The organism is Micromonospora vinacea (assembly GCF_015751785.1).
Taxonomy (GTDB): Bacteria; Actinomycetota; Actinomycetes; order Mycobacteriales; family Micromonosporaceae; genus Micromonospora; species Micromonospora vinacea.
This window is the reverse complement of sequence record NZ_JADOTY010000001.1, coordinates 4,721,577-4,741,901: the sequence shown is the minus strand read 5'-3', so window position 1 is coordinate 4,741,901 and position 20,325 is coordinate 4,721,577. Positions and strand designations below refer to the sequence as shown.

Genomic DNA, 20,325 nt, shown 5'->3' with positions numbered 1-20,325 from the left:
CTAGCCGGGCCAGGGTTCGGGCCAGTCGAGCAGGGCGGCCAGGCGGGCGTTGTGCGGCGCGAAGTGCTCGCCCAGCCGGTCGCGCAGGGCCGGGGTCAGCTCGGAGACGCCCGGGTCGACGCGACGGGTGTGCCGGGTGAACGCCTCCGGGGTGAAGGCCGGCAGGCCGAGGAAGCGCAGGATGTCGGCGTACGTGCCGGCCGGGTCGGCGTGCAGGTCCTCGGTCCGTGCGACGTGGATCCGCTCACGCGGGACCGCCGCGAACCACAGGTGCAGTTGCTCGGCGTAGCGGCCCCGGGCCGCGTACGAATAGTTGCGCAACGCCCGGTGCGCGGCGGGGTTGTCCGGGCCGCCCCGCGTCGCCCGCGCCAGCCGCTCCTCCTCGGCGTCGAGCGCGTCGGCGAAGGACAGCGGCTCGACGCCGTACGAGCGGGTGTGCAGGTAGTGGGAGTAGGCCCGTTGCACCGGGTCGCGCAGCAGTGCGACGAAGCGGCCCTCCGGCAGGGTCGCCGCGACCCGGGCCGGCACGCTCGGGTGGAACAGGTAGTAGGGGCTCGCCTCGAACGTGCGCTCGCCCGGGGCGAGGTGCGGAAAGTGTCCCCGGTACCACCGCTCCCCCCGACCGTGGTGGACGCTGAAGTACTGCAACTCCTTGCCGCTGGCCACCCGGACCCGGGGATGCGCAGCGAGGTGGTGGTACAGCGACGTGGTGCCGCAGCGCTGTCCCCCGATCACCAGGAAGTCGGGCAGCGGACCGGGCTCTCCCGGTCGCGCCGCGCGCCCCCAGGCCCGCGCCGCGCGTACCCCCCGGCGCAGCCGGTCGGTGACCTGACGCCGCGCGCCGCCGGTCACGAGCGGACCTCGGCGGGGGTGGGGTTGGCGGCGCGACGTCGACCACCTCGGCGGGTCACCGAGCGCAACACCATGACGTCCTCCCGGCTGAGCCCGAGGGCGAGCACCGCAGCGAGGTACGCCACCCCGATCGCGGCCAGGCCGATGGTGAGCTGCGGGACGAAACCATCGACCAGCCAGCGCACACCGAACCCGACGCCCATCGCTACCAACGCGGCGACCAGACCCTTGACCATGCCCGCCGTCACCGGCACGGTGTGCACCTGCGCGCGCACCTGCCAGACCCGGGCGATGTTCACCGCCGCCAGCGAGACCGCCCAGGCCACCGCCGCGCCGAGGATGCCGTACGCCGGGATGAGCCACAGGTTGAGCAGGACGTTGAGCAGCAGGGCGGCCAGGTTGTCCACCATGTTCACCGAGACCCGGCCGGACATGTTCAGCAGCGTTCCGCAGGGCCCGGTGGCGGCGTTGACGAGCTGGCCGAGCGCCAGCACGACAGTCACCGCCGCGCCGCCGGCCAGACCCGGCCCGCCGACCAGCCGCAACAGCTGCTCCGGGAAGACCAGCAACGCCACGAAGGCCGGCAGCGACAGTCGGAGCACCCAGCCGGTGGCGACCCGGTAGATCCGGCGTACCTCGTCCAGTCGGCCCTGGTGGTAGAGGTGCGCCAGGTGCGGACCGAACGAGGCGTTTACCGGTGCCAGCACGAACACCGCGATCGTGACCAGCCGGGTCGCCACGTGGTAGACGCCGATCGCGTCGGGACCGTAGTCGAAGAAGCCGAGCAGCAGCGCGTCCACCCAGATCAGCCCGGTGGACGACAACGAGGAGACCCAGCTGACCGTGGAGAACCGGAACAGCTCGCCGGGCCGGTACGCGGGCCGGGCGGCGGGCACCCGGCGCACCATCCGGGCGAGCGCCACGAGGGCGAGCCCGGCCGCGCTCCAACTCGCCACCACCAGCGCCCAGAACGCGCCGGTCAGGCCCGCCCCGAGGGCGAGCGCCAGCGCGGTGAGCACCAGCCGGGCGACCGGCTCGTAGACCTGGCCGATGAGCGCGTAGGCCCGTTGCGTGCGCCATCCCCGGGTGGCCGCGAGCGCTGCCTCGCAGACGGTCGAGGCGGGCAGGCAGAGCGCCACCAGCCGCAGGCCGGTGGTGAGCTGCGGGTCGTGCAGGGCGTCGGCGAGCCACGGCGCGCCGACCGCCAGACCGAGGGCGATCACAGTGGACGCCACTGCCGAGATGCCGATCCCGAGCCGGATCGCGCCCCGGAGGGCGGCCGGCTCGTCGTCGGCGAGATGCACCGCCACGAACCGGGTCAGCCCGGCCCGGAAGCCGGAGAGCGAGAGCAGTCCCAGCAGCGACAGCACGGCGTACACCTGGGCGTACCGGCCGAGTTCGCGTACCCCCAGGGCCCGGGCCAGCAACAGCATGACCAGGAAGAGCGCCACCTGGCTGAGCACGGCGCTGCCCAGGTTCAGCACACCACCGCGGGCCATGCCGCGTACCTGCTGGTCGCCGGCCTCCGGCGTGGCCGGCGGCCGGCCGGTCACCGCACCCATCCGGCGGCCCGTTCTCCGACGGTCACGGTCGTGCCGCGGTCACGGTCTCCGCCGGCACCGAGGGGGCCGCGGTGGTCGCCGCCGCCGGGCGGGCCGCGGAACGACCCCGGGAGAGCAGTTCGAGTACGCCCACCAGCAGCACGCCGAGCAGCAGACCGGCGCCGCCCACCGGCAGGGCGGTGCGCACCAGCTCCGTCATCCGGCTCACCTCGTGCGCCTCGCCGATGCTTGTCACCTGCTTCGGGTCGGCGGCCTGGGCCTGCGCCCGCGCCGCCTGCAACCCCTCCCGCGCCTGGGACAGGGCGTTTGTCGCCGCGTCCCGTTGGGCGAGCAGGGCCTGGTAGTCGGGGAGCTTCGGCCCCAACTGGTCGAGCTTCCTCTGCGCGGCGGTGATCGCGGCGGTCGCCGCGTCGACACCTCGGCTGTTGCCGACCGCCTGCATGGAGAGCTGCTGCTGGCGCAGGCTGGTCAACTCGCCCAGCGTCGCCTGGTAGATCCGGTCCGGCTGGGAGACCTTGTTGGTCTTCTCCCACTCGCCGATCGCCCTGGTCGCCGCTGTGACGTCGGCGTTTGCCGCCTCGACCTCGCCGGTGGCGATGCCGACCTGGGAGGAGAAGAGGAAGGCCAGCGCCCGGGTGGTGGTCGCGGTCAGCACCGGTGCGACGGTCGCCCGGTCACCGGCGGTGTACGTCACCTCCAGCTGGCTGCTCGCGCCGACCTGGGTGACGGCGAGCCCGTCGCGCAGCCGCTCCGGCGGCACCCCGGTGTCACCTGCCACGTCGGCGAGGACGCGGGGTGAGGTCACCGCCGCGCCGAACGCCGCGACGAACTGGTTCGCTGCCTGCGTACCGGTGTACTGCGTTCCGGCCGCACCGCCCACCAGCGCCGGCGCCGCCACGTACGCGGTCCCGCTGAACTGCTGTGGCGCGGACAGGACGATGGCTGCCGCGGCGCCGGTGGCGAGCACCGGCACGCCCACGAGTACCCAGAGGCGCCGCCGGGCGACCCGCAGGTAGTCGACGATCTCCACTTTTTCCCCAATGCTGTCGTTCAGTCAAACCGGGACGGACATGCCTCGTGGCTGCTCGCCGGTCAGGTTCGGAGCCGGTTGGCGGGCGATCACGCTGGCCGCCGCGGCGAACGCGACGAAGTACCAGAGGGTGACCACGTTGGAAATGACGTTGGAGGCGGCGCTGACGGCCACGAACGCGGCGGCGCAGCCGGTGAACCCGACGGCGACGCCACGCTCGAAACTGCCCGGATGCGCGCGCCGCAGCGCGTTCCGCGCGGTGCGCAGGAAAGCGAACAGCATCAGCAGGTACGCCCCGAGGCCGAGCAGCCCGGTCTCCACGTACGCCCGCAGAAAGTCGTTGTGCGGCTTCTTCGCCTCGTCGGTCTCGCGCTGGGTCATGTTCGGTCCGATGCCGGTCACCGGGTTCCGGTCGGCGAGCGTGACGATCTCGGTCCAGTAGCCGACCCGCCACGCCAGGGTGTTTCCGGTCGGGTCTCCGCCGACCGCGCGCGACGTGCCGAGTTGGGCGAAGCGTTCGCCGACGGCGGGCACCAGTGCCACCCCGGCGACCGCCACCACGCAGAGGGTGACCAGCATCCGCTTGCTGCGGTGCAGCGCCGCTACGACCACCAGGCCGATGGCCGCGCCGAGCAGGGCGCTGCGGGTGTTGGTGAGCAGCAGGAACAGCAGCGAGAGTGCGAGCAGCACACCGAGGGACACCCTCAGGCGACGATCCAGGAAGCGGTACACCGCGAACCCGAAGATCACCATGAACATCAGGTAGCGGCCGAACGTGGTCGACTGGCTGAACGTGCCGCTGATGCGGGTGAAGTCGCCCTTCACCTCGGCCGGCGGGTTGCCGAGCAGCGACAGGACGGCGGTGTAGCCCAGCGCCAGCACCAGCGAGGCGTAGCAGGCGAGCAGGACCCGACGGATCGCCGCGGTGTCCGGCATGAGCTGTTCGAGCACCACGAACATCACCACCACGGTGAGGATCCGTAATGCCTCCAACAGGCTGTTCGCCGGCCGACTGGCACCGAGGGCGCTGACCACGCTGCTGGCCCCGACGAGCAGCATGGCCCAGCTGAGCGGGGAACCGCGCAGCCGCCCGTGCCGGCGCAGCTGTGCGGCCAGCCAGAGCCCGGCGGCGAGGAGGAACAACACCGCGAGCAGTGTGGAGGGGTCCACCGCCCGGGCCGTTCCGGCGGAGTCGGCCTGGCCGGCGCTCGGGCCGGTCAGCTTGAACAGGTCGACGCAGGAACGCACCGCGAGCATCAGCAGCACGTACCCGGCGAACCGGGTCAGCGCGAGGACGGCCACCGCGATCCCCGCGACCGCCGCGAGCGGCAGCACCATGCCGCGACGGTCACCGGCCGCCATGGAGACACCGGCGATCACCGCCACGACCGCGGCGGCCAGCGCCGCGCCGCCGGTGAGGAGGCGGGTCGGGTCGAGCCGCCTGGTCAGGAGCGGAGTGACCTGCTGCGTGTGTTGTTCCACTGATCCCACTGAACTGAATCGGCGCTGCTCGGCCGCTGCCGGGCGCGGCCCACCGATGTCCTCCCGGCACAAGATCGGTTCAATCTAGCCCTGTCACCCCGACGGCAGAAGGGGCCGTTGCACCGACGGCTCCGTCCTCCTGAGGGCTGATCCGGGGTCTTCCCGGCGAACGTCGCCCGGTCAGTGGGCGGCTCCCACGGGTCGTGCCCTGGCCCGCCTGCCCGGCTCCTGGGCCAGCCGGAGATAGAGCCGCTCCAACTCGCGGGCGGCCGTGTCCCAGCTGTACCTGCCGGTGATCCGCTCGCCCAGCGCCACGGCGCCGGCCCGTTCAGCCGGCAGGTCGGCGAGCAGCGATGTCAGCACCCGGACCAGGTCGTCCTCGTCGCCGTCGCGGAACAGCCGCCCTCCGGCGGCGTCGGACTTCAGCACCTCGACGTGCGGCGCAATGTCGCTCGCGACCACCGGCAGCCCGTACGCGGACGCCTCCAGCAACGTCAACGGCAGACCCTCCAACCGGGACGGTTGCACGAAGCCGGCGGCCCCGCCGTACAACTCGGCGAGCAGGTCGCCGTACGCGAACCCGGTGAAGACGATCCGGTCGTCAGTCCCGGCTTCCCGGCGCAACCGGTCCACGAAGTCGTCGGTGAACGACGACCCGCCGACGATCGCCAGGCGCATCGGGGTCTCGGTACGGCGGAAGGCCCGGATCAGCAGGTCGGCCGCCTTTTCCGGGACCAACCGACCGACCAGCAGCAGGTAGCCGCCGGGGGTCAACCCGAACCGGTCCTGGATCTGACGGGTCCGCGCCGGTCGGGCCGGGTTCACGCCGTTGGGAATGTAGGTCGTCGGACGGCCGAACCGGGCGCCGTAGTGGGCGGCGAGCCCCTGGGAGACCGCCACCCGCTGGTGCGGGACGTACCCGCTGAACCAGTGGGCGCTGCCCAGCACCGCCCGCGCGGCGAGCCCCCACTTGCCCCGCTGGTTGTCCAGCCCGTGCACGGTCAGCACCACGCGCGCCCGGGACAGGGCACGGGGAAGCGGGGCGACCAGGGCCGGCCCGAGCCCGTGGTAGTGCACGATGTCGGGCCGCGCGGTCATGGCCGCCACAGTCGAGGTCGCCGCGTGCACGATGGCGTCGAGGTGCTTGCTCGCGATCGTGTGGGTCTGGCGCAGTCGTACGCCCCGGTAGCCGTCGGCGGGTGTCTCGCCGTAGCTCCGGCGGCAGTAGACGGTGACCTCGTGCCCGTAGCTGGCGAGCCGGCTGGCCATCTCCTCCACGTGCCGTTCGATCCCGCCGTAGGTCGCCGGCATCCCCTTCTGGCCGATCATTGCGATCCGCAGCGGACGCCAGGCGATGCCGGGGTCGGCGGCGCTCGCTCCGGGCGCCCGGGTGGGGGCCGCCCGCTGCCGGGGAATCGCAGGGCTTCCGGCGTGCTGGTCGACATCCTCGGCCTGCAGGTTGGGATGGCCCACGTTGACTCCCGCGTGACTAGGTCCGCGCCCGCCGCCCGGGCAGATCAACACCTTGCCATGAACGGGCCCGTTCGCCAGCTGATCAACTGGATAAAAAATTCATCCATGGGATTCGTTGGACAGGAAATGTCATCCCGATGACATCGGGGTGGACCGTGATGGCACCGGGCGAGACCTCAGCGGGAGGCCGGCTCACCCTGCGTCCGCACCTTGCTCCGGCCCCTCAGCACGGTCAGCGCGACGGAGATCGCTGCGGCGACACCGATGCCGGTCCACAACAGCGGGTCGGTCCGCAGTTCCGCGGGCAGTTGCTGGACGAGGACGAGGACGCCCATCACCACGACGAACCAGCCGAACGACTTGCGCAGGACGTCGGCGGGGATCCGACCGGCGAGCCGCCCGCCGGCAACGCTGCCAGCGACGGCGGCGAGGGTGACCGCTGCCGCGAGGTTCCAGTCGATGTTTACGCTGGACAGGTAGCCAGCGAGGCCGGCGAACGACTTCATCGCGATGACCACCAGCGAGGTTCCGACCGCGACCGGCATCGGCAGTCCACCGAGCAGGGCCAGGGCGGGCACCACCAGGAAGCCGCCGCCGGCACCGACCAGGCCGGTCACCAGCCCGACCACCAGACCGTCGAGGATCACCCGCAGCATCGGCAGTTCGTGCGGCACTGCCCTGCCCTTGGTGTCGCGCCGACCGCGAATCATCGTGACCGCGGTGGCCAGCATCATCACGGCGAACCCGCTGAGCAGGAACGCCGCCGGGATGAACCCGGCCAGGCGTCCGCCGATGTAGGCACCGACCATGCCGGCGAAACCGAAGATCAGGCCGGTACGCCAGCGCACCCGGTTGGCCCGAGCGTGCGGCAGGACGCCCACCACGCTGGTGGCGCCGACAACGAGCAGCGAGGTTGCGATGGCCTCTCTCGTGGGTAGGTCGGCGACGTAGACCAGCAGCGGCACGGCGAGGATCGATCCGCCGCCGCCGAGCAGCCCGAGGCTGACGCCGATCAGCACGGCCAGTCCGACGGTCAGCGCCAGGGTCGGTGTCATGCGCGTTCACCGGTGCTGTCACGCAACTGGCCGACGATGGTGTCCAGGTCACAGGTGGCGCCCCGGTTGTACGGCAGTTTGCCGAGCACCATGCCCATGGCGCAGGTGTTGGTGACAGCGGCGACGGTGAGGCCGGCGCCGATGAGTCCGGCCACCCACTTCAGCTGCGGCACGAACACCGAGCCGAGGATGCTGACCAGCACGATCGAGCCGGCGACGAGGCGGACCTGGCGTTCGAGGTCCCACCGGGGGGTTCCCTGCCTGATCGGCGCGTTGGCCGCCTGCCAGGCGAGGATGCCGCCGTCGAGGACCTTCAGTTTCGGCAGACCGACGCCGGCCAGGGTCTGCTCGGCCTGGGTGGCGCGGGCACCGGAGCGACAGATCAGCACGACGTCCTCGTCCAGGTGGCGGCGCAGCTCTTCGCGGTGCTCCTTGAGCAGGTCGAGCGGCACGTTGTAGGAGCCGGGGATGTGCGACGTCTCGAACTCCGCCGGGGTACGCACGTCCAGCAGGCGCGGCGCGTGGCCGGAGTCGATCAGCTCCCGCAGCCCGGTGGCATCGACGGTGGCGGGGCGGTCGGTCTCGGAAGGGCTCATTTCTCCTCTTTCACGGGCAAGTCGCAACACACATGGCAGGGGGTATCCGACCGACACCTGCGCGGCGCCGGCCGGGGTCCGTCCTGTTCGGGTCAGGCGTCGGTGGCCATCGCCACGCCGGCGCGCTCGGCCCGGTCGAACGTGTCGTCGATGACGACCACCTCGCGGCCGGCGTTCGCCAGCAGCGACGCCGCCGCAGTGGCCCGGTAGCCGGAGCCGCAGTGCACCCAGACGGCGCCGACCGGCACCTCGGCCAGCCGCATGGGCAGTTCAGGCAGCGGGATGTGCAGGGCGCCTTCGATGTGGCTGGCCCGCCACTCGTTGGTCATTCGCACGTCGAGGACCACGTCCGCGGCAGGGAGGCCGGCCGGGACATGCCCAGCGCGGGCCGCCGCGAGAGCCACGAAGTCGGACATCCGTATCTCCCGTAGCTGACCGGGCTCGGCCGCCCAACGCTCCACCTCGCCGGTGACGTGCGCGGCCGGGCGGTCGATGCCGATCCGGACCAGCTCACGCTGGGCCTCGGCGACCTGTCCCGGAGTCTCCGCGAGCAGGGTGATCGGCACCCCCCAGTCGATCAGCCAACCGAGCCAGGTGGCCATCGGGCCGTCCAGGCCGAGGCTGACCGTGCCGGCCAGGTGCAGGGCGGCGTACGCCTTGCGGTGCCGCAGGTCCACCACCCACTGCCCGTCAGCCATCCGCTCGCGCAGCTCGGCGGCGTCGGCGCGGCTCACCGGGGTGAGGTCGACAGGGGCCGGTCCGGCCAGGTTCTCCACGCCCATGTGGGCGTAGTACGCCGGGTAGGCGTCCAGACCGGCGAGGGTCTCCGTGACGAAGTCGTCCGCGGCAACCCGCAGGACCTGGTTCTTCGCCTTCTCCCGGCCGATCGTCGACTCTGGGGCGTCCGATTGACTGGCTGAGCAGAAGCTGCCGAAACCGTGCGTCGGCCACACCTCGGCCCCGTCGGGCAGTAGATCCGCCAGCCGCCTCGCCGAGGCGTGCTGGTGGTGGGCCAACTCGTGGGCGTACTGCTTGCCGAGCAGGTCGGTGCGGCCCGTCGTGCCGAACAGCAGTGATCCGCCGGTGAAGACACCGGCCGGCCGCCAATCGCCGTCGATGGCCTCATCCAGCACGTACGACAGGTGGTGGAAGGTGTGACCGGGCGTACCGATCACCCGCAGTCGGAGCGAGTCGGAGACGGCCACCTGGTCGCCGTCGGAGACGCGCGTCCGCTCGAAGCCGACCTCGTCGGCTGCGGCCACCAGATACTGGGCGCCGGTGATCCGAGCGAGTTCCAGCCCTCCGGAGACGTAGTCGTTGTGGATGTGCGTTTCCACGACATGGGTGATGCGGACGCCCAAGGTCCCGGCGAGGTACATCACGCGGTCGATGTCCCGCTGGGGGTCGACCACGATCGCCACCTGACCGTCGGAGGCGAGGTAGCTGCGATCGCCGAGGGAAGACGTCCCGACGACGGAAACCTCAACTGTCATGTCCACTCCTTCAAGTTCGACAAAGCACTCATACCCCGGGGGGTATGCAAATGGCACACTGCTGCCGCGTTTTCACTTGCACGCCGCCACCCACCCGGGCCGGGGCTACGGCGTGAGTGGGTGGCAGCCTCAGGCGAGGGCCAGGAAGAGCTTCTCCAGCTCCTCTTCGGTCATCTCCGGCTCCTCGCCACGCTCGCGCGCGGCCCCACAGTGCCGCATTCCCGAAGCAATGATCTTGAAGCCTGCTCGGTCGATCGCCTTGGACACTGCGGCGAGCTGGGTCAGCGCCTCCCGGCAGTCCTGACCGCTCTCCATCATTTCGATAACCGCGTTGAGCTGCCCACGGGCCCGCTTGAGCCTGGTCAGCGCATCCGACGTCATCTCCGGTCGAAGCTTCATCGGCACCTCCTGCAACCGACGATACCCCCAGGGGTATCAGTTCGCCAACCATACCCCGATCGGCCAGCGTGCAACGGGACACAGCCGTGCAAGGCCGACGAGCCCCGGCCAATCCCTCAAAGGATCAGCCGGGGCTCGTCGGTGGTGCCCGTCAGACGAGATCGAACCGGTCGAGCTCCATGACCTTGGTCCAGGCGGCCACGAAGTCGGTCACGAACTTGTCGCGGGCGTCCTGGCTGGCGTAGACCTCCGCGAGGGCGCGCAGCTGCGAGTTGGACCCGAAGATGAGGTCGACCGCGGTGGCGGTCCACTTCACCTCGTCGGTGGCCAGGTCGCGGATCTCGTACACGTGCTCGTCGGACTTCGACGCGCTCCACCGGGTCCCCGGGGAGAGCAGGTTGGCGAAGAAGTCGTTGGTGAGCACGCCCGGCCGGTCGGTGAGGACACCGTGCTGGCTGCCACCGACGTTGGCGCCGAGGGAGCGCAGACCGCCGATGAGGACGGTCATCTCGGGCGCGGTCAGGTTGAGCATGTAGGCACGGTCGACGAGCAGCACCTCCGGCTGGGTCTTCTCGCCGGCACGCAGGTAGTTGCGGAACCCGTCGGCGCGCGGCTCCATGACCCGGAAGGAGTCGGTGTCGGTCTGCTCCTGGGTCGCGTCGGTGCGGCCCGGCCGGAACGGCACTGTCACCTCGACGCCGGCGTCCCGCGCCGCCTTCTCCACGGCGGCCGAACCAGCCAGCACGATCAGGTCGGCGAGCGAGATGGTCGCCCCGCCAGCGGAGTTGAACTCCTGCTGGATGCCCTCAAGGGTGGTCAGCACGGTTGCCAGCTGCTCGGGCTGGTTGACCTCCCAGTTGCGCTGCGGCTCAAGGCGAATGCGCGCCCCGTTGGCGCCGCCGCGCTTGTCGGTGTGCCGGAAGCTCGCGGCAGAGGCCCAGGCGGTGGAGACCAGCTGGTCGATAGTGAGACCGGACTCCAGGACCTTCGCCTTGAGGGCGGCGATGTCGGCGTCGCCCACCAGCTCGTGGTCGACGGCCGGGACCGGGTCCTGCCACAGCTGCGGCTCGGCGACCCACGGCCCGAGGAAGCGCTCGACCGGGCCCATGTCGCGGTGCAGCAGCTTGTACCACGCCTTGGCGAAGGCCAGCGCGAACTGGTCGGGGTTCTCCAGGAAGCGGCGGGAGATCTTCTCGTACGCCGGGTCGACGCGCAGCGACAGGTCGGTCGTGAGCATCGTCGGCCGGTGCTTCTTCGCCGGATCGAACGGGTCCGGGATGATCGCCTCGGCGTCCTTGGCGACCCACTGCTTCGCGCCGCCGGGGCTGGTGGTGAGCTCCCACTCGTAGCCGAAAAGGATCTCGAAGAAGCGGTTGCTCCACTGCGTCGGTACGTCGGTCCACGTCACCTCGAGACCACTGGTGATCGTGTCGGCGCCCTTGCCGCTGCCGTGGGTGCTCAGCCAGCCCAGGCCCTGCGCCTCCAGCGGGGCGCCCTCGGGCTCCGGACCCACGTGGTTGTCGGCGACGCCGGCACCGTGGGTCTTACCGAAGGTGTGACCACCGGCGATGAGGGCGACGGTCTCCTCGTCGTTCATCGCCATCCGGCCGAAGGTCTCGCGGATGAAGTGCGCCGCCGCGGCCGGGTCCGCGTTACCGCGCGGGCCCTCCGGGTTGACGTAGATGAGCCCCATCTCGGTCGAGCCGACGCCGGCTGCCATCTCCTTCTCGGAGGCGTAACGCTCGTCGCCCAGCCAGGTGTCCTCCGGGCCCCAGAAGATCTCCTCGGGCTCCCAGACGTCCTCGCGACCGAAGCCGAAGCCGAAGGTCTTGAAGCCCATCGACTCCAGGGCGACGTTGCCGGCGAGCACGAGCAGGTCGGCCCAGGAGATCTTCTGGCCGTACTTCTGCTTCACCGGCCAGAGCAGCCGGCGAGCCTTGTCCAGGTTGGCGTTGTCCGGCCAGCTGTTCAGCGGCGCGAACCGCTGCCCACCGTCGCCGGCGCCGCCCCGACCGTCCTCGATGCGGTACGTGCCGGCGGCGTGCCAGCTCATCCGGATCATCAGGCCGCCGTAGTGGCCGAAGTCGGCCGGCCACCAGTCCTGCGAGGTGGTGAGTACCTCGACGATGTCGCGCTTGAGGGCCTCGACGTCGAGCTTCGCGAACTCCTTGGCGTAGCTGAAGTTCTCGCCCAGCGGGTTGCCCTTGGACGAGTGGGCGTGCAGCACCGAGAGGTCGAGCTGGTTCGGCCACCAGTCCCGGTTGGTGCGCGGACGACCGCCGGTCTTCGGGGTCGGCGAGTCGATCGCCGGGTTCTCACTCTCGCTGCCGTGCGCGGTGACCGAGTCGTGCGCGACCGGGCAGCCGGCCGCTGCCTTCTGGTCCACGCCCTGCGCACTGGTGGGGCCGTTGTCCTGGGTGTCGCTCATGTGCTTCCTTCCGAGCTTGCGGATCTCTGGGGCGTGCGTTCGGTCGCACAGTCGGGGCAGGTGCCCCAGTAGACGACCTCCGCCTCGTCGACCGTGAAACCGTGGTCGCCGGAGGCGGTGAGACAGGGGGCGTGACCGACGGCGCAGTCGACGTCGGCGATGGCGCCGCAGGAGCGGCACACGACATGGTGGTGGTTGTCCGCGATCCGGGACTCGTAGCGGGCGGTCGCCCCGGCCGGCTGGATGCGCCGCACCAGACCGGCGTCGGTGAGCACGCGCAGCACGTCGTACACCGCCTGGTGGGAGACCGTGGGATGGTCCGCCCGGACCAGCTCGATCACCGCGTCGGTGCCGACGTGCGGGTGGTCGCGCAGCGCCGCGAGCACCGCCAATCGGGGCCGGGTCACGCGCAACGAGGCAGCCCGCAGTTGCGCCTCGAAGTCGGACATCACGGGTACGAACACTAGCTCACTTTTTTGGAACGAATCAAGTTTTGCGCCGCTCGTGATGCCCCAACGGCGGACGATTCACCCGAGGTTAACCTGCGGGAGGAAAAAATATCGGACAGCCATGTCGAGAAGTGCCGACCGGCTTCGTCCCCGGAGTGAACGTGACCACGATGGGTCACCACCAGCACCCGAGGAGCATCACGATGGCGAAGTACCTGCTGCTCAAGCACTACCGGGGCGGCCCGGCCGCCGCGGTGAACGACGTGCCGATGGACCAGTGGACCCCGGCGGAGATCTCGGCCCACATGCAGTACATGCGCGACTTCGCGGCCCGACTCGAGGGCACCGGCGAGTTCGTCGACGGTCAGGCACTCGCCCCCGAAGGGACATTCGTCCGGTACGACGGCGAGGGCCGCCCGCCGGTCACCGACGGCCCCTTCGCCGAGACCAAGGACCTCATCGCCGGCTGGATGGTGATCGACGTCGACAGCTACGACCGGGCCGTCGAGCTGGCCGGTGAGCTGTCGGCCGCTCCCGGGGCAGGCGGGAAGCCGATCCACGAGTGGCTGGAGCTGCGCCCGTTCCTGAGCGAGCCGCCCACCATCACGGAGTGACGGCTCCGATGGACGAGACGCTGCTGCGGAGCCTCACGCCGAGCGTCCTCGGGATCCTCGTCCGCCGCGGAATCGACTTCGCGGCGGCCGAGGACGCCGTGCAGGACGCCCTGGTCGAGGCGGTCCGCGTCTGGCCGAGCGACCCGCCGCGCGACCCGAAGGGCTGGCTGACCACTGTGGCGTGGCGACGGTTCCTCGACGCGGCCCGCGCCGACGCCGCTCGCCGTCGGCGCGAGGACCTGGTCGACGAGGAGCCGACCCCCGGGCCGGCCCGCACGGTGGACGACACGCTTCAGCTCTACTTCCTGTGCGCCCACCCGTCGCTGACGCCGTCGTCAGCTGTCGCTCTCACGCTGCGCGCTGTCGGCGGGCTGACCACCCGGCAGATCGCCCACGCCTACCTGGTGCCCGAGGCGACAATGGCGCAGCGCATCAGCCGGGCGAAGCGCACCGTCTCCGGGCTGCGCTTCGACCGACCCGGTGACGTCGCCACCGTGCTGCGCGTCCTCTACCTGGTCTTCAACGAGGGCTACTCCGGTGACGTGGACCTCGCCGCCGAGGCCATCCGGCTCACCCGGCAGCTCGCGGCCGCGATCGACCACCCCGAGGTGGCGGGGCTGCTCGCCCTCATGCTGTTGCACCACGCCCGGCGCGCCGCCCGGACCGCTCCCGATGGCAGCCTGGTGCCGCTCGCCGAGCAGGACCGCAGCCGCTGGGACACCCGGTCCATCGCCGAGGGCGTCGAGATCCTGCAGGGGGCCCTGGCCCGCGACCAACTGGGTGAGTTCCAGGCCCAGGCCGCCATCGCGGCGCTGCACGCGGACGCGCCGACCGCCGAGGAGACCGACTGGGTGCAGATCGTGGAGTGGTACGACGAACTCGCGCGCCTGACCGACAACCCGGTCGTCCGACTCAACCGCGCGGTGGCGGTCGGTGCGGCCGACGGTCCCCGGGCCGGCCTGGCGGCGCTCGCGGCGGTGGACGACGCGCTGCCCCGGTACACGGCGGTGGCGGCGTACCTGCACGAGCGCGACGGCGATCTGGCAAGGGCGGCGCGGCTGTACAGCGAGGCCGCCCAGCAGGCCCCCAACCTCGCCGAACGCGACCACCTGACCCGCCAGGCCGCCCGGCTCAACGCCCGCGGGCGTCGCTGACCGGCATGCGGTCCGGAAAGTCTCCGGAAGTTTCGGCGGCCTCCACTCGGACCGGCGCTCCGCCATCACGACTCCGTGACGACGGCCCTGAGCTCTGATCGACTACTGACCTGGATGGATGCCGCTCGGCGACGACAGCGGTGTTGCCACCCTGTTTCCGAAAATTGTTGACAAGTAGACGGCTGGGTTAATACGGTCGCCATCGACGGCGCTCGATTGTCGTCAGCACCAGCCACCACGACCCACTTTCTCCGGTCGTCGTGCAGGACGACCGGCCCACCACCACCGAGCGGTACGACGCCGTGGCCGTCACCCGACCACCGGCAGCCTGCCGAGGCGTACCGCGCCGCTGGCCCCCGCCAGCCGTCAGAGGAGGCAACAGTTCCATGACCGACACCAGCCACACCAAACCGAGAGGCCGCGGCCGCATGCGGTTGCTCCTGGGCGCTGCGTGCGCCGCCGTCGTGGCCGTCGCCGGCACGATGACGGCCACCAACGCGTACGCCGAGGCCGACCGGACCCTCACCTCGAACCTCACCGGCACGCACAACGGGTACTACTTCTCGTTCTGGAAGGACAGCGGCAACGCCAGCATGACGCTGCGCGCGGACGGCCGATACACCAGCAGTTGGGACCGGAGCACCAACAACTGGGTCGGCGGCAAGGGTTGGGCCACCGGTAACCGACGGACGGTCACCTACTCGGGCAGCTACAACCCGGGCAACAACAACACCTACCTGGCCCTGTACGGGTGGACGCGCAACCCGCTCATCGAGTACTACGTGGTGGAGAACTTCGGCACCTACAACCCGAGCAGCGGCGCGCAGCGGATGGGCACGGTCACCACCGACGGCGGCACGTACGACATCCTCCGCAGCCAGCGGGTCAACGCCCCGTCGATCGACGGCAACCAGACGTTCTACCAGTTCTGGAGCGTCCGCCAGCAGAAGCGCTCGAGTGGCACCATCACCACCGCCAACCACTTCGACGCCTGGGCCCGCGCCGGCCTGAACCTCGGCACCAACCACAGTTACCAGGTGATGGCCACCGAGGGTTACCAGAGCAGCGGAAGCTCCGACATCACCGTCCGGGAGGGCAGCGGCGGCGGCAACCCGACCACCCCGCCCACCACCGGCAACCCGGGGACCGGAAACTGCACCGCGACGCTCTCCGCCGGCCAGCAGTGGGGTGACCGGTTCAACCTCAATGTCGCGGTCAGCGGCACCAACAACTGGGTCGTCAGCCTCGGCCTCGGTGGCGGCCAGAGCATCCAGAACAGCTGGAACGCCGCCGTCAACGGCAACAGTGGCACCGTCACCGCGACGCCGAACGGCAACGGCAACAACTTCGGGATAACGATCATGGCCAACGGCAACTGGAACTGGCCCACGGTCACCTGTCGCACCAGTTGATCTCGACCGGTTCCTGACTGACATCGCACCACTGGCGTGGCGGCCTCGGCCGCCACGCCAGACTGCGTTCGGCAGGCATCCCCCGTCCGCCTCGGCGTCCAGGACGGCCTTGGGTCGACCCCGCTCGACGTGCCCCTTTGCTCTGCACCCGCCGAGGCACCACCGGCCTGCCGCTGAATGGCGCCTCCGCGGGTGCAGAGCAAAGGGCGGAGTCTGCGGGCACGGTCCCGTCGCGAGACGTGGTCGTCGCCACCGCCGGTCACACCTGCGGCACCGCGGTCCCTCCTCCGGCCGTCGATTCGTCCGCCGACGGTGCCGAGGTCGGGTCCGTCGCCGGGTTCTCCGTCGTTTCCGCGGTCGGTGCCGCCGTCGTTCCGCCCGTCGGGGCTGCCGTCGGGCCCTCCGTCGGCTCCGCAGGCGCGCTCTCGGACGCGGTGGGACTCGGCGCGTCCGCAGTGCTCCCACCGGACGGCGTCGACGGGTCCACCGTCCCCTCGCCCCCGGTCCGGGTGGGCGTCGGGGTCGGGGTCGCGGAGCCGGGCGCTCGGACCGGCATGCCAGCGGAACTGCGGGTGGCTGGTTCACCACCGCCGACGCCGGGGCCCGGGTCCCGCTGCGGCGGCACCGTTGGCGACACCGTGGGCGGCACCACGGGAGGCGTCGACGGTCGCCCGGTCGGGCCGGGCATGAACCCGACGGGATCGGCGAGCACCAGGACGGCAGCCGCGGCGGCCAACGATCCGAGAAGCACCGCGAGCGCTCGCGGCCCAGGAGTGGCCGCCCCGCTCACCGAGCCGCCGAGGGCCGACCGGCGGGCAGCCGTGACCTCGGTCCGCACCCCGATCTCGGTCGCCCCGGTCGCAGTGGACAGCGCGTGGTCGGACGGGCCCGCGAGTGTCTGCGCCGCACTGGCCATGGCCGCTGCCGTCGGAAATCGCTGGGAGGGATCCTTGGCCATCGCGGTGGCGACGAGACGTCGCACCTCCGCCGGAACGTCTCCGGGCAGCGGCGACGGTTCCTCCTCGAGATGCCGCAGCGCCACCGCGACGGCATTCTCGCCCTGGTGCGGCGGCCGACCGGCCAGGCAGTGGTAGACGACAGCCCCCAGCGCGTAGATGTCGATCGCCGGCGTGATCTCGTTCTTCGCGACCTGCTCCGGTGCCATGTACAGGGCGGTGCCGACGATCTGGTTCGCCCCGGTCAGGCTCGCCGCTTCCTGCGTCACCGCAACACCGAAATCGACGAGTACGACGTGCCCGTCCGGCTCGATGATCAAGTTGCTGGGTTTGACGTCACGGTGGACGACACCGGCGTCATGCGCGGCCTGCAGGGCACTGGCGGTCTGCGCGGCGATCGACATCGTCTCGGCCACGTCCAGCGGGCCGACCTCGGCGATCCGCTCCGACAAGGGCTGCCCCTGCACGCATTCCATCACGATGTAGGCGAGGACGGGCGCTCCGGACCGGGACACCTCACCGTAGTCGTAGACCTGGGCGACACCTGGGTGACGCAGGGCTGCCATGGCCCGCGCCTCGCGCCGGAACCGCTCACCGAAGCCGCCGTCGGTGACCAACCGAGGTTGCAGCATCTTGACCGCCACGCAGCGGTCGAGGGTTTCGTCGACCGCCCGCCACACGTCACCCATTCCGCCGCTGGCGATGCTTTCGACCAGGCGGTAACGGTCTCCGACGACTTGCCCCACGTTCGGCATATCTTTCGGTACCCCGGACTCCCCGATCTCAAGCACACCGGCACCTCTCGGTCCGGGTGACCGGTGATCGTGTGCCGAGAGGTGCCGGGCACCGCAGGGGGTGACCCGCCCCGCCGCTGGGCGGCGGGGCGGGCTCGGCCGATTACGGCCTGATCAGCTGTTCAGGCGGGCCAGCAGGGCGGTGGCCATGCCCTGCTCACCTCGGGCGTTGGGGTGGAACGGCGCGGCCGAGTTCTGCGGCACCAGACCCTCGACCCAGCGGGTGCCGCTGCCCTTGCACGCGTCGCGGCCGATGGACGGGGTGTAGACATCGGCGTAGGTGGCACCGTTGGCGCTCGCGGCGCTGGCCAGCATCGCGTTGAGCGACTTCTCGATGCCACGCAGGTACGGCACGTCCTGGTAGGCGATCGGGACGACCGGCCAGCAGCCGTAACCGCTGTCCGGCAGGATCGCCGGGTATCCGAGCACCACGACCCGCGCGCCCGGTGCGGCCTGCCGGACCGCCTGGAGCACGGCGGTGACCTTCGGCGTGGCGGCGACGATCCGCGCCTGCAACTGGTCGACACCTCCGGCGGTGTACCGGTTCTTGCACGGAGATCCGAGCGGGCTGCTGACGCTCGCCTCCGCGCAGTCTCCGATGATCCCGGAGAAGCCGATGTCGTTGCCGCCGATCTGCACCGTCACCAGCGAGGTGTTCGACGTGACCGCGTTGAGCTGCGGCGGCAGCGTGATGCCCAGTTGGCCGCTACCGCCGTAGAGGATGTCGTCCGTGGTGGCGCCGGAGCAGCTCACGTCGGCGAACGACGACGAGCCGGCGGACGCCGCCACCAGCGACGGGTAGTTGCGGTTGGACCGGAGGCAGTTGAGGTCGACCTGAGTGGGGATGAGCGGGCCAGCGGTGTACGAGTCGCCCAGCGCGACGTAGCGGCCGGTGGGCACGGCGGCGCTGGCGGGGGTGGCGACGGTGAGCAGCACGCCGGCGGTGGCGACGGCGAGTGCGGCCAACCGGCTGGCTGCCCGCAGGCGGGGCAGGCGGGGACGGGTCATGGCGCCTCCCAGGAGGGATCACGGGGGTGGTGGTGCCCGAGATCCTGTCGCCACCGACGTCACCCGTCAATATCGATGACCCTCACTAAATACCGGTCCAAAGTGTGGGACGCATCGGTGGCGGTCACTCCAGCGGCGTATCACCACCGCCCTCAAGGCAGCGCACTAACCCGCATTTCGGTAGCCGTCCGGCGCCGGCGCCTGGCTCGGCGCGTAGATCACGCGAAGGACGCCCGTCGGGAACGCCTCCGACGTCACCAGCCGCAGGTGGTACGCCGCGTCGCCCTCGTCGAACAGCTTGCGGCCCTTACGGGCGGCCACCGGGTGCACCAGCAGGCGCAGCTCGTCGACCAGGCCTGCGGCGAGCAGTTGCTGGACCACGGAGATCGACCCGGGGATGAGGATTCCCCGGACGCCAGCGTCGGCCTTGAGCGCGGCGACGGCGTCGAGGAGGCCACCGTTGATCAGCTCCGAGTTGCGCCAGGAGAACTCCAGCGGCTGGCGCGAGACGACGACCTTGCGCATGTCGCCGAGTTGCGTGGCGAACGGTGCGTCCTCGCCACCCGCGGCCTCCCGGCCGGGCCAGGCCCCGGCGAAGCTGTCGTACGTCTCGCGGCCGATGAGCAGCACGTCGGCGGTGTCATAGTCCTCGGTGACGGCGCGGCCCATGTTTTCGTCGAAGTACGGGAAGTGCCAGTCCGGGTCGATCTCGGCCACACCGTCGGCCGAGATGAACAGCGTGGAGATGACCTTTGCCATCGCGGGGGATCCCTTCGAGTGGGGTGACGTCGGTAGGTCGACCGGCGCATCGTCCCAAACTCGTCAGTCACCGGCCGCCCCCGATGACGCGTGTCGTATCCCCTCTTTGTCAGCCGGACGTCACGGGAGCGATCCAATGCCACGTTTCGAGCGGCTTCAACTGCCCCAACCCATTCGTCCTCTCGATGACCTCATCGTCGCTTCGGACGTATCCGGCGGACTCAGCGACCCGCTGCGAGGGCACATTGCCCTGCACGATGCTCAGCCGCACTCGGGTGAAGCCGAGTTCTTCGTGGCAGAACCTCGTCATCAACCGCAGAGAACGCGACGCCATACCGCGGCGGCGGTGCGTCGGGCCGATGGCGTACCCCAGCACCCCGATCGCCGCGTGGAGTGCGACGAGGCCAAGCGGCTCCCCGCCGTCGCGCGTCACGGCCAGATCGACAATGCCCTGGGCACGGCGCCGCCGGATTCTGACCAGAAAGGCGTCCGCGTCGAATGGGAAAGGGATATCGGTGTTCGCGGCCATGTCCGGCGCGTCGAAGAGGCCCGGCATGTGCGGCAGATCGGTGTCGAGCCAGTCTCGCAGCACGATCCCCTCAGCTTTCAGTACGAGAGGGGAGGCGGTTGGATCGACCGCTGGCGAAATTGTTGATTCACAACTCACACAACATCCTTACACGGACGTCGCCGCCGGCCTGAGCGCCGGAACCGACCGGCCCTTGGTCGCGAGACGAGGGGCACCGGAGGGGTGGGCTCAACGCGGACTCGACGGAGGCCGATCCGCGCCTTTGTCCAGTTTCGGGACC

The 20,325-nt window shown here is 70.8% G+C and carries 18 protein-coding genes; 3 read left to right on the top strand and 15 right to left on the bottom strand.

What is annotated here, in order from left to right:
- The 11 genes from IW249_RS22260 to IW249_RS22210 form a co-directional block, all read right to left on the bottom strand.
- Positions 1–852 carry a sulfotransferase family protein gene (locus IW249_RS22260; RefSeq protein ID WP_196922527.1) on the bottom strand — a complete coding sequence of 284 codons (852 nt, stop codon included), beginning with the start codon at positions 850–852 and terminating at the stop codon, positions 1–3.
- Positions 849–2,414, bottom strand: coding sequence for an oligosaccharide flippase family protein (locus IW249_RS22255; protein WP_196922526.1), 1,566 nt, complete (start codon positions 2,412–2,414; stop codon positions 849–851). The genes IW249_RS22260 and IW249_RS22255 overlap by 4 nt, the downstream gene beginning before the upstream one ends.
- Before the next feature lie 22 nt (positions 2,415–2,436).
- Complete coding sequence (locus IW249_RS22250; protein ID WP_196922525.1) at positions 2,437–3,444, bottom strand: Wzz/FepE/Etk N-terminal domain-containing protein; 1,008 nt, start codon at positions 3,442–3,444, stop codon at positions 2,437–2,439.
- 24 nt (positions 3,445–3,468) lie between these two features.
- On the bottom strand, positions 3,469–4,926 hold the full coding sequence (locus tag IW249_RS35055) for an O-antigen ligase family protein (RefSeq protein WP_196922524.1): 1,458 nt from the start codon (positions 4,924–4,926) through the stop codon (positions 3,469–3,471).
- Positions 4,927–5,106: 180 nt separating this feature from the next.
- Positions 5,107–6,399: a glycosyltransferase family 4 protein gene (locus IW249_RS22240; RefSeq protein ID WP_196922523.1), complete on the bottom strand. Its 1,293-nt coding sequence runs from the start codon at positions 6,397–6,399 to the stop codon at positions 5,107–5,109.
- A 176-nt stretch (positions 6,400–6,575) separates the two neighbouring features.
- Entirely contained in the window at positions 6,576–7,454 is an 879-nt protein-coding gene (locus tag IW249_RS22235; RefSeq protein WP_196922522.1) for a sulfite exporter TauE/SafE family protein, read from the bottom strand.
- Entirely contained in the window at positions 7,451–8,050 is a 600-nt protein-coding gene (locus IW249_RS22230) for a rhodanese-like domain-containing protein (RefSeq protein ID WP_196922521.1), read from the bottom strand. The genes IW249_RS22235 and IW249_RS22230 overlap by 4 nt, the downstream gene beginning before the upstream one ends.
- Before the next feature lie 92 nt (positions 8,051–8,142).
- Positions 8,143–9,543 carry an MBL fold metallo-hydrolase gene (locus IW249_RS22225; protein WP_196922520.1) on the bottom strand — a complete coding sequence of 467 codons (1,401 nt, stop codon included), beginning with the start codon at positions 9,541–9,543 and terminating at the stop codon, positions 8,143–8,145.
- Between the two features lie 129 nt (positions 9,544–9,672).
- Entirely contained in the window at positions 9,673–9,942 is a 270-nt protein-coding gene (locus IW249_RS22220; RefSeq protein WP_091406954.1) for a metal-sensitive transcriptional regulator, read from the bottom strand.
- 151 nt (positions 9,943–10,093) lie between these two features.
- A complete protein-coding gene (gene katG, locus IW249_RS22215) occupies positions 10,094–12,370 on the bottom strand; it encodes a catalase/peroxidase HPI (protein ID WP_196922519.1) in 2,277 nt (758 codons plus the stop codon).
- On the bottom strand, positions 12,367–12,822 hold the full coding sequence (locus IW249_RS22210; protein WP_307788836.1) for a Fur family transcriptional regulator: 456 nt from the start codon (positions 12,820–12,822) through the stop codon (positions 12,367–12,369). Before IW249_RS22210 ends, katG begins: the two co-directional genes overlap by 4 nt.
- Positions 12,823–13,022: 200 nt before the next feature.
- Between IW249_RS22210 and IW249_RS22205 the strand changes: the two genes are divergently transcribed.
- The 3 genes from IW249_RS22205 to IW249_RS22195 all read left to right on the top strand — a co-directional run bounded on the left by IW249_RS22205 (position 13,023) and on the right by IW249_RS22195 (position 15,999).
- The gene (locus IW249_RS22205) at positions 13,023–13,433 is read left to right on the top strand and encodes a YciI family protein (protein WP_112641697.1); all 411 of its coding nucleotides are present in this window, start codon (positions 13,023–13,025) and stop codon (positions 13,431–13,433) included.
- Positions 13,434–13,441: 8 nt separating this feature from the next.
- The gene (locus IW249_RS22200; protein WP_196924905.1) at positions 13,442–14,587 is read left to right on the top strand and encodes an RNA polymerase sigma factor; all 1,146 of its coding nucleotides are present in this window, start codon (positions 13,442–13,444) and stop codon (positions 14,585–14,587) included.
- A gap of 386 nt (positions 14,588–14,973) precedes the next feature.
- Entirely contained in the window at positions 14,974–15,999 is a 1,026-nt protein-coding gene (locus IW249_RS22195) for a glycoside hydrolase family 11 protein (protein WP_196922518.1), read from the top strand.
- A gap of 259 nt (positions 16,000–16,258) precedes the next feature.
- Here IW249_RS22195 and IW249_RS22190 read toward each other — a convergent pair whose 3' ends face one another.
- The 4 genes from IW249_RS22190 to IW249_RS22175 all read right to left on the bottom strand — a co-directional run bounded on the left by IW249_RS22190 (position 16,259) and on the right by IW249_RS22175 (position 20,108).
- A complete protein-coding gene (locus IW249_RS22190) occupies positions 16,259–17,701 on the bottom strand; it encodes a serine/threonine-protein kinase (RefSeq protein WP_372432990.1) in 1,443 nt (480 codons plus the stop codon).
- Between the two features lie 162 nt (positions 17,702–17,863).
- Positions 17,864–18,757 carry an SGNH/GDSL hydrolase family protein gene (locus IW249_RS22185; RefSeq protein ID WP_196922516.1) on the bottom strand — a complete coding sequence of 298 codons (894 nt, stop codon included), beginning with the start codon at positions 18,755–18,757 and terminating at the stop codon, positions 17,864–17,866.
- 165 nt (positions 18,758–18,922) lie between these two features.
- A complete protein-coding gene (locus IW249_RS22180) occupies positions 18,923–19,516 on the bottom strand; it encodes a dihydrofolate reductase family protein (RefSeq protein ID WP_196922515.1) in 594 nt (197 codons plus the stop codon).
- Positions 19,517–19,625: 109 nt separating this feature from the next.
- Complete coding sequence (locus tag IW249_RS22175; RefSeq protein ID WP_196922514.1) at positions 19,626–20,108, bottom strand: GNAT family N-acetyltransferase; 483 nt, start codon at positions 20,106–20,108, stop codon at positions 19,626–19,628.
- Positions 20,109–20,325 lie beyond the last annotated feature (217 nt).

What these genes read in the sequence shown, in the direction of transcription:
- IW249_RS22185 (WP_196922516.1), bottom strand. Translation starts at nt 18,757, where the DNA reads ATGACCCGTCCCCGCCTGCCCCGCCTGCGGGCAGCCAGCCGGTTGGCC.
- IW249_RS22220 (WP_091406954.1), bottom strand. Translation starts at nt 9,942, where the DNA reads ATGAAGCTTCGACCGGAGATGACGTCGGATGCGCTGACCAGGCTCAAG.
- katG (WP_196922519.1), bottom strand. Translation starts at nt 12,370, where the DNA reads ATGAGCGACACCCAGGACAACGGCCCCACCAGTGCGCAGGGCGTGGAC.
- IW249_RS22235 (WP_196922522.1), bottom strand. Translation starts at nt 7,454, where the DNA reads ATGACACCGACCCTGGCGCTGACCGTCGGACTGGCCGTGCTGATCGGC.
- IW249_RS22180 (WP_196922515.1), bottom strand. Translation starts at nt 19,516, where the DNA reads ATGGCAAAGGTCATCTCCACGCTGTTCATCTCGGCCGACGGTGTGGCC.
- IW249_RS22200 (WP_196924905.1), top strand. Translation starts at nt 13,442, where the DNA reads ATGGACGAGACGCTGCTGCGGAGCCTCACGCCGAGCGTCCTCGGGATC.
- IW249_RS22205 (WP_112641697.1), top strand. Translation starts at nt 13,023, where the DNA reads ATGGCGAAGTACCTGCTGCTCAAGCACTACCGGGGCGGCCCGGCCGCC.
- IW249_RS22255 (WP_196922526.1), bottom strand. Translation starts at nt 2,414, where the DNA reads ATGGGTGCGGTGACCGGCCGGCCGCCGGCCACGCCGGAGGCCGGCGAC.
- IW249_RS22195 (WP_196922518.1), top strand. Translation starts at nt 14,974, where the DNA reads ATGACCGACACCAGCCACACCAAACCGAGAGGCCGCGGCCGCATGCGG.
- IW249_RS22225 (WP_196922520.1), bottom strand. Translation starts at nt 9,543, where the DNA reads ATGACAGTTGAGGTTTCCGTCGTCGGGACGTCTTCCCTCGGCGATCGC.
- IW249_RS22230 (WP_196922521.1), bottom strand. Translation starts at nt 8,050, where the DNA reads ATGAGCCCTTCCGAGACCGACCGCCCCGCCACCGTCGATGCCACCGGG.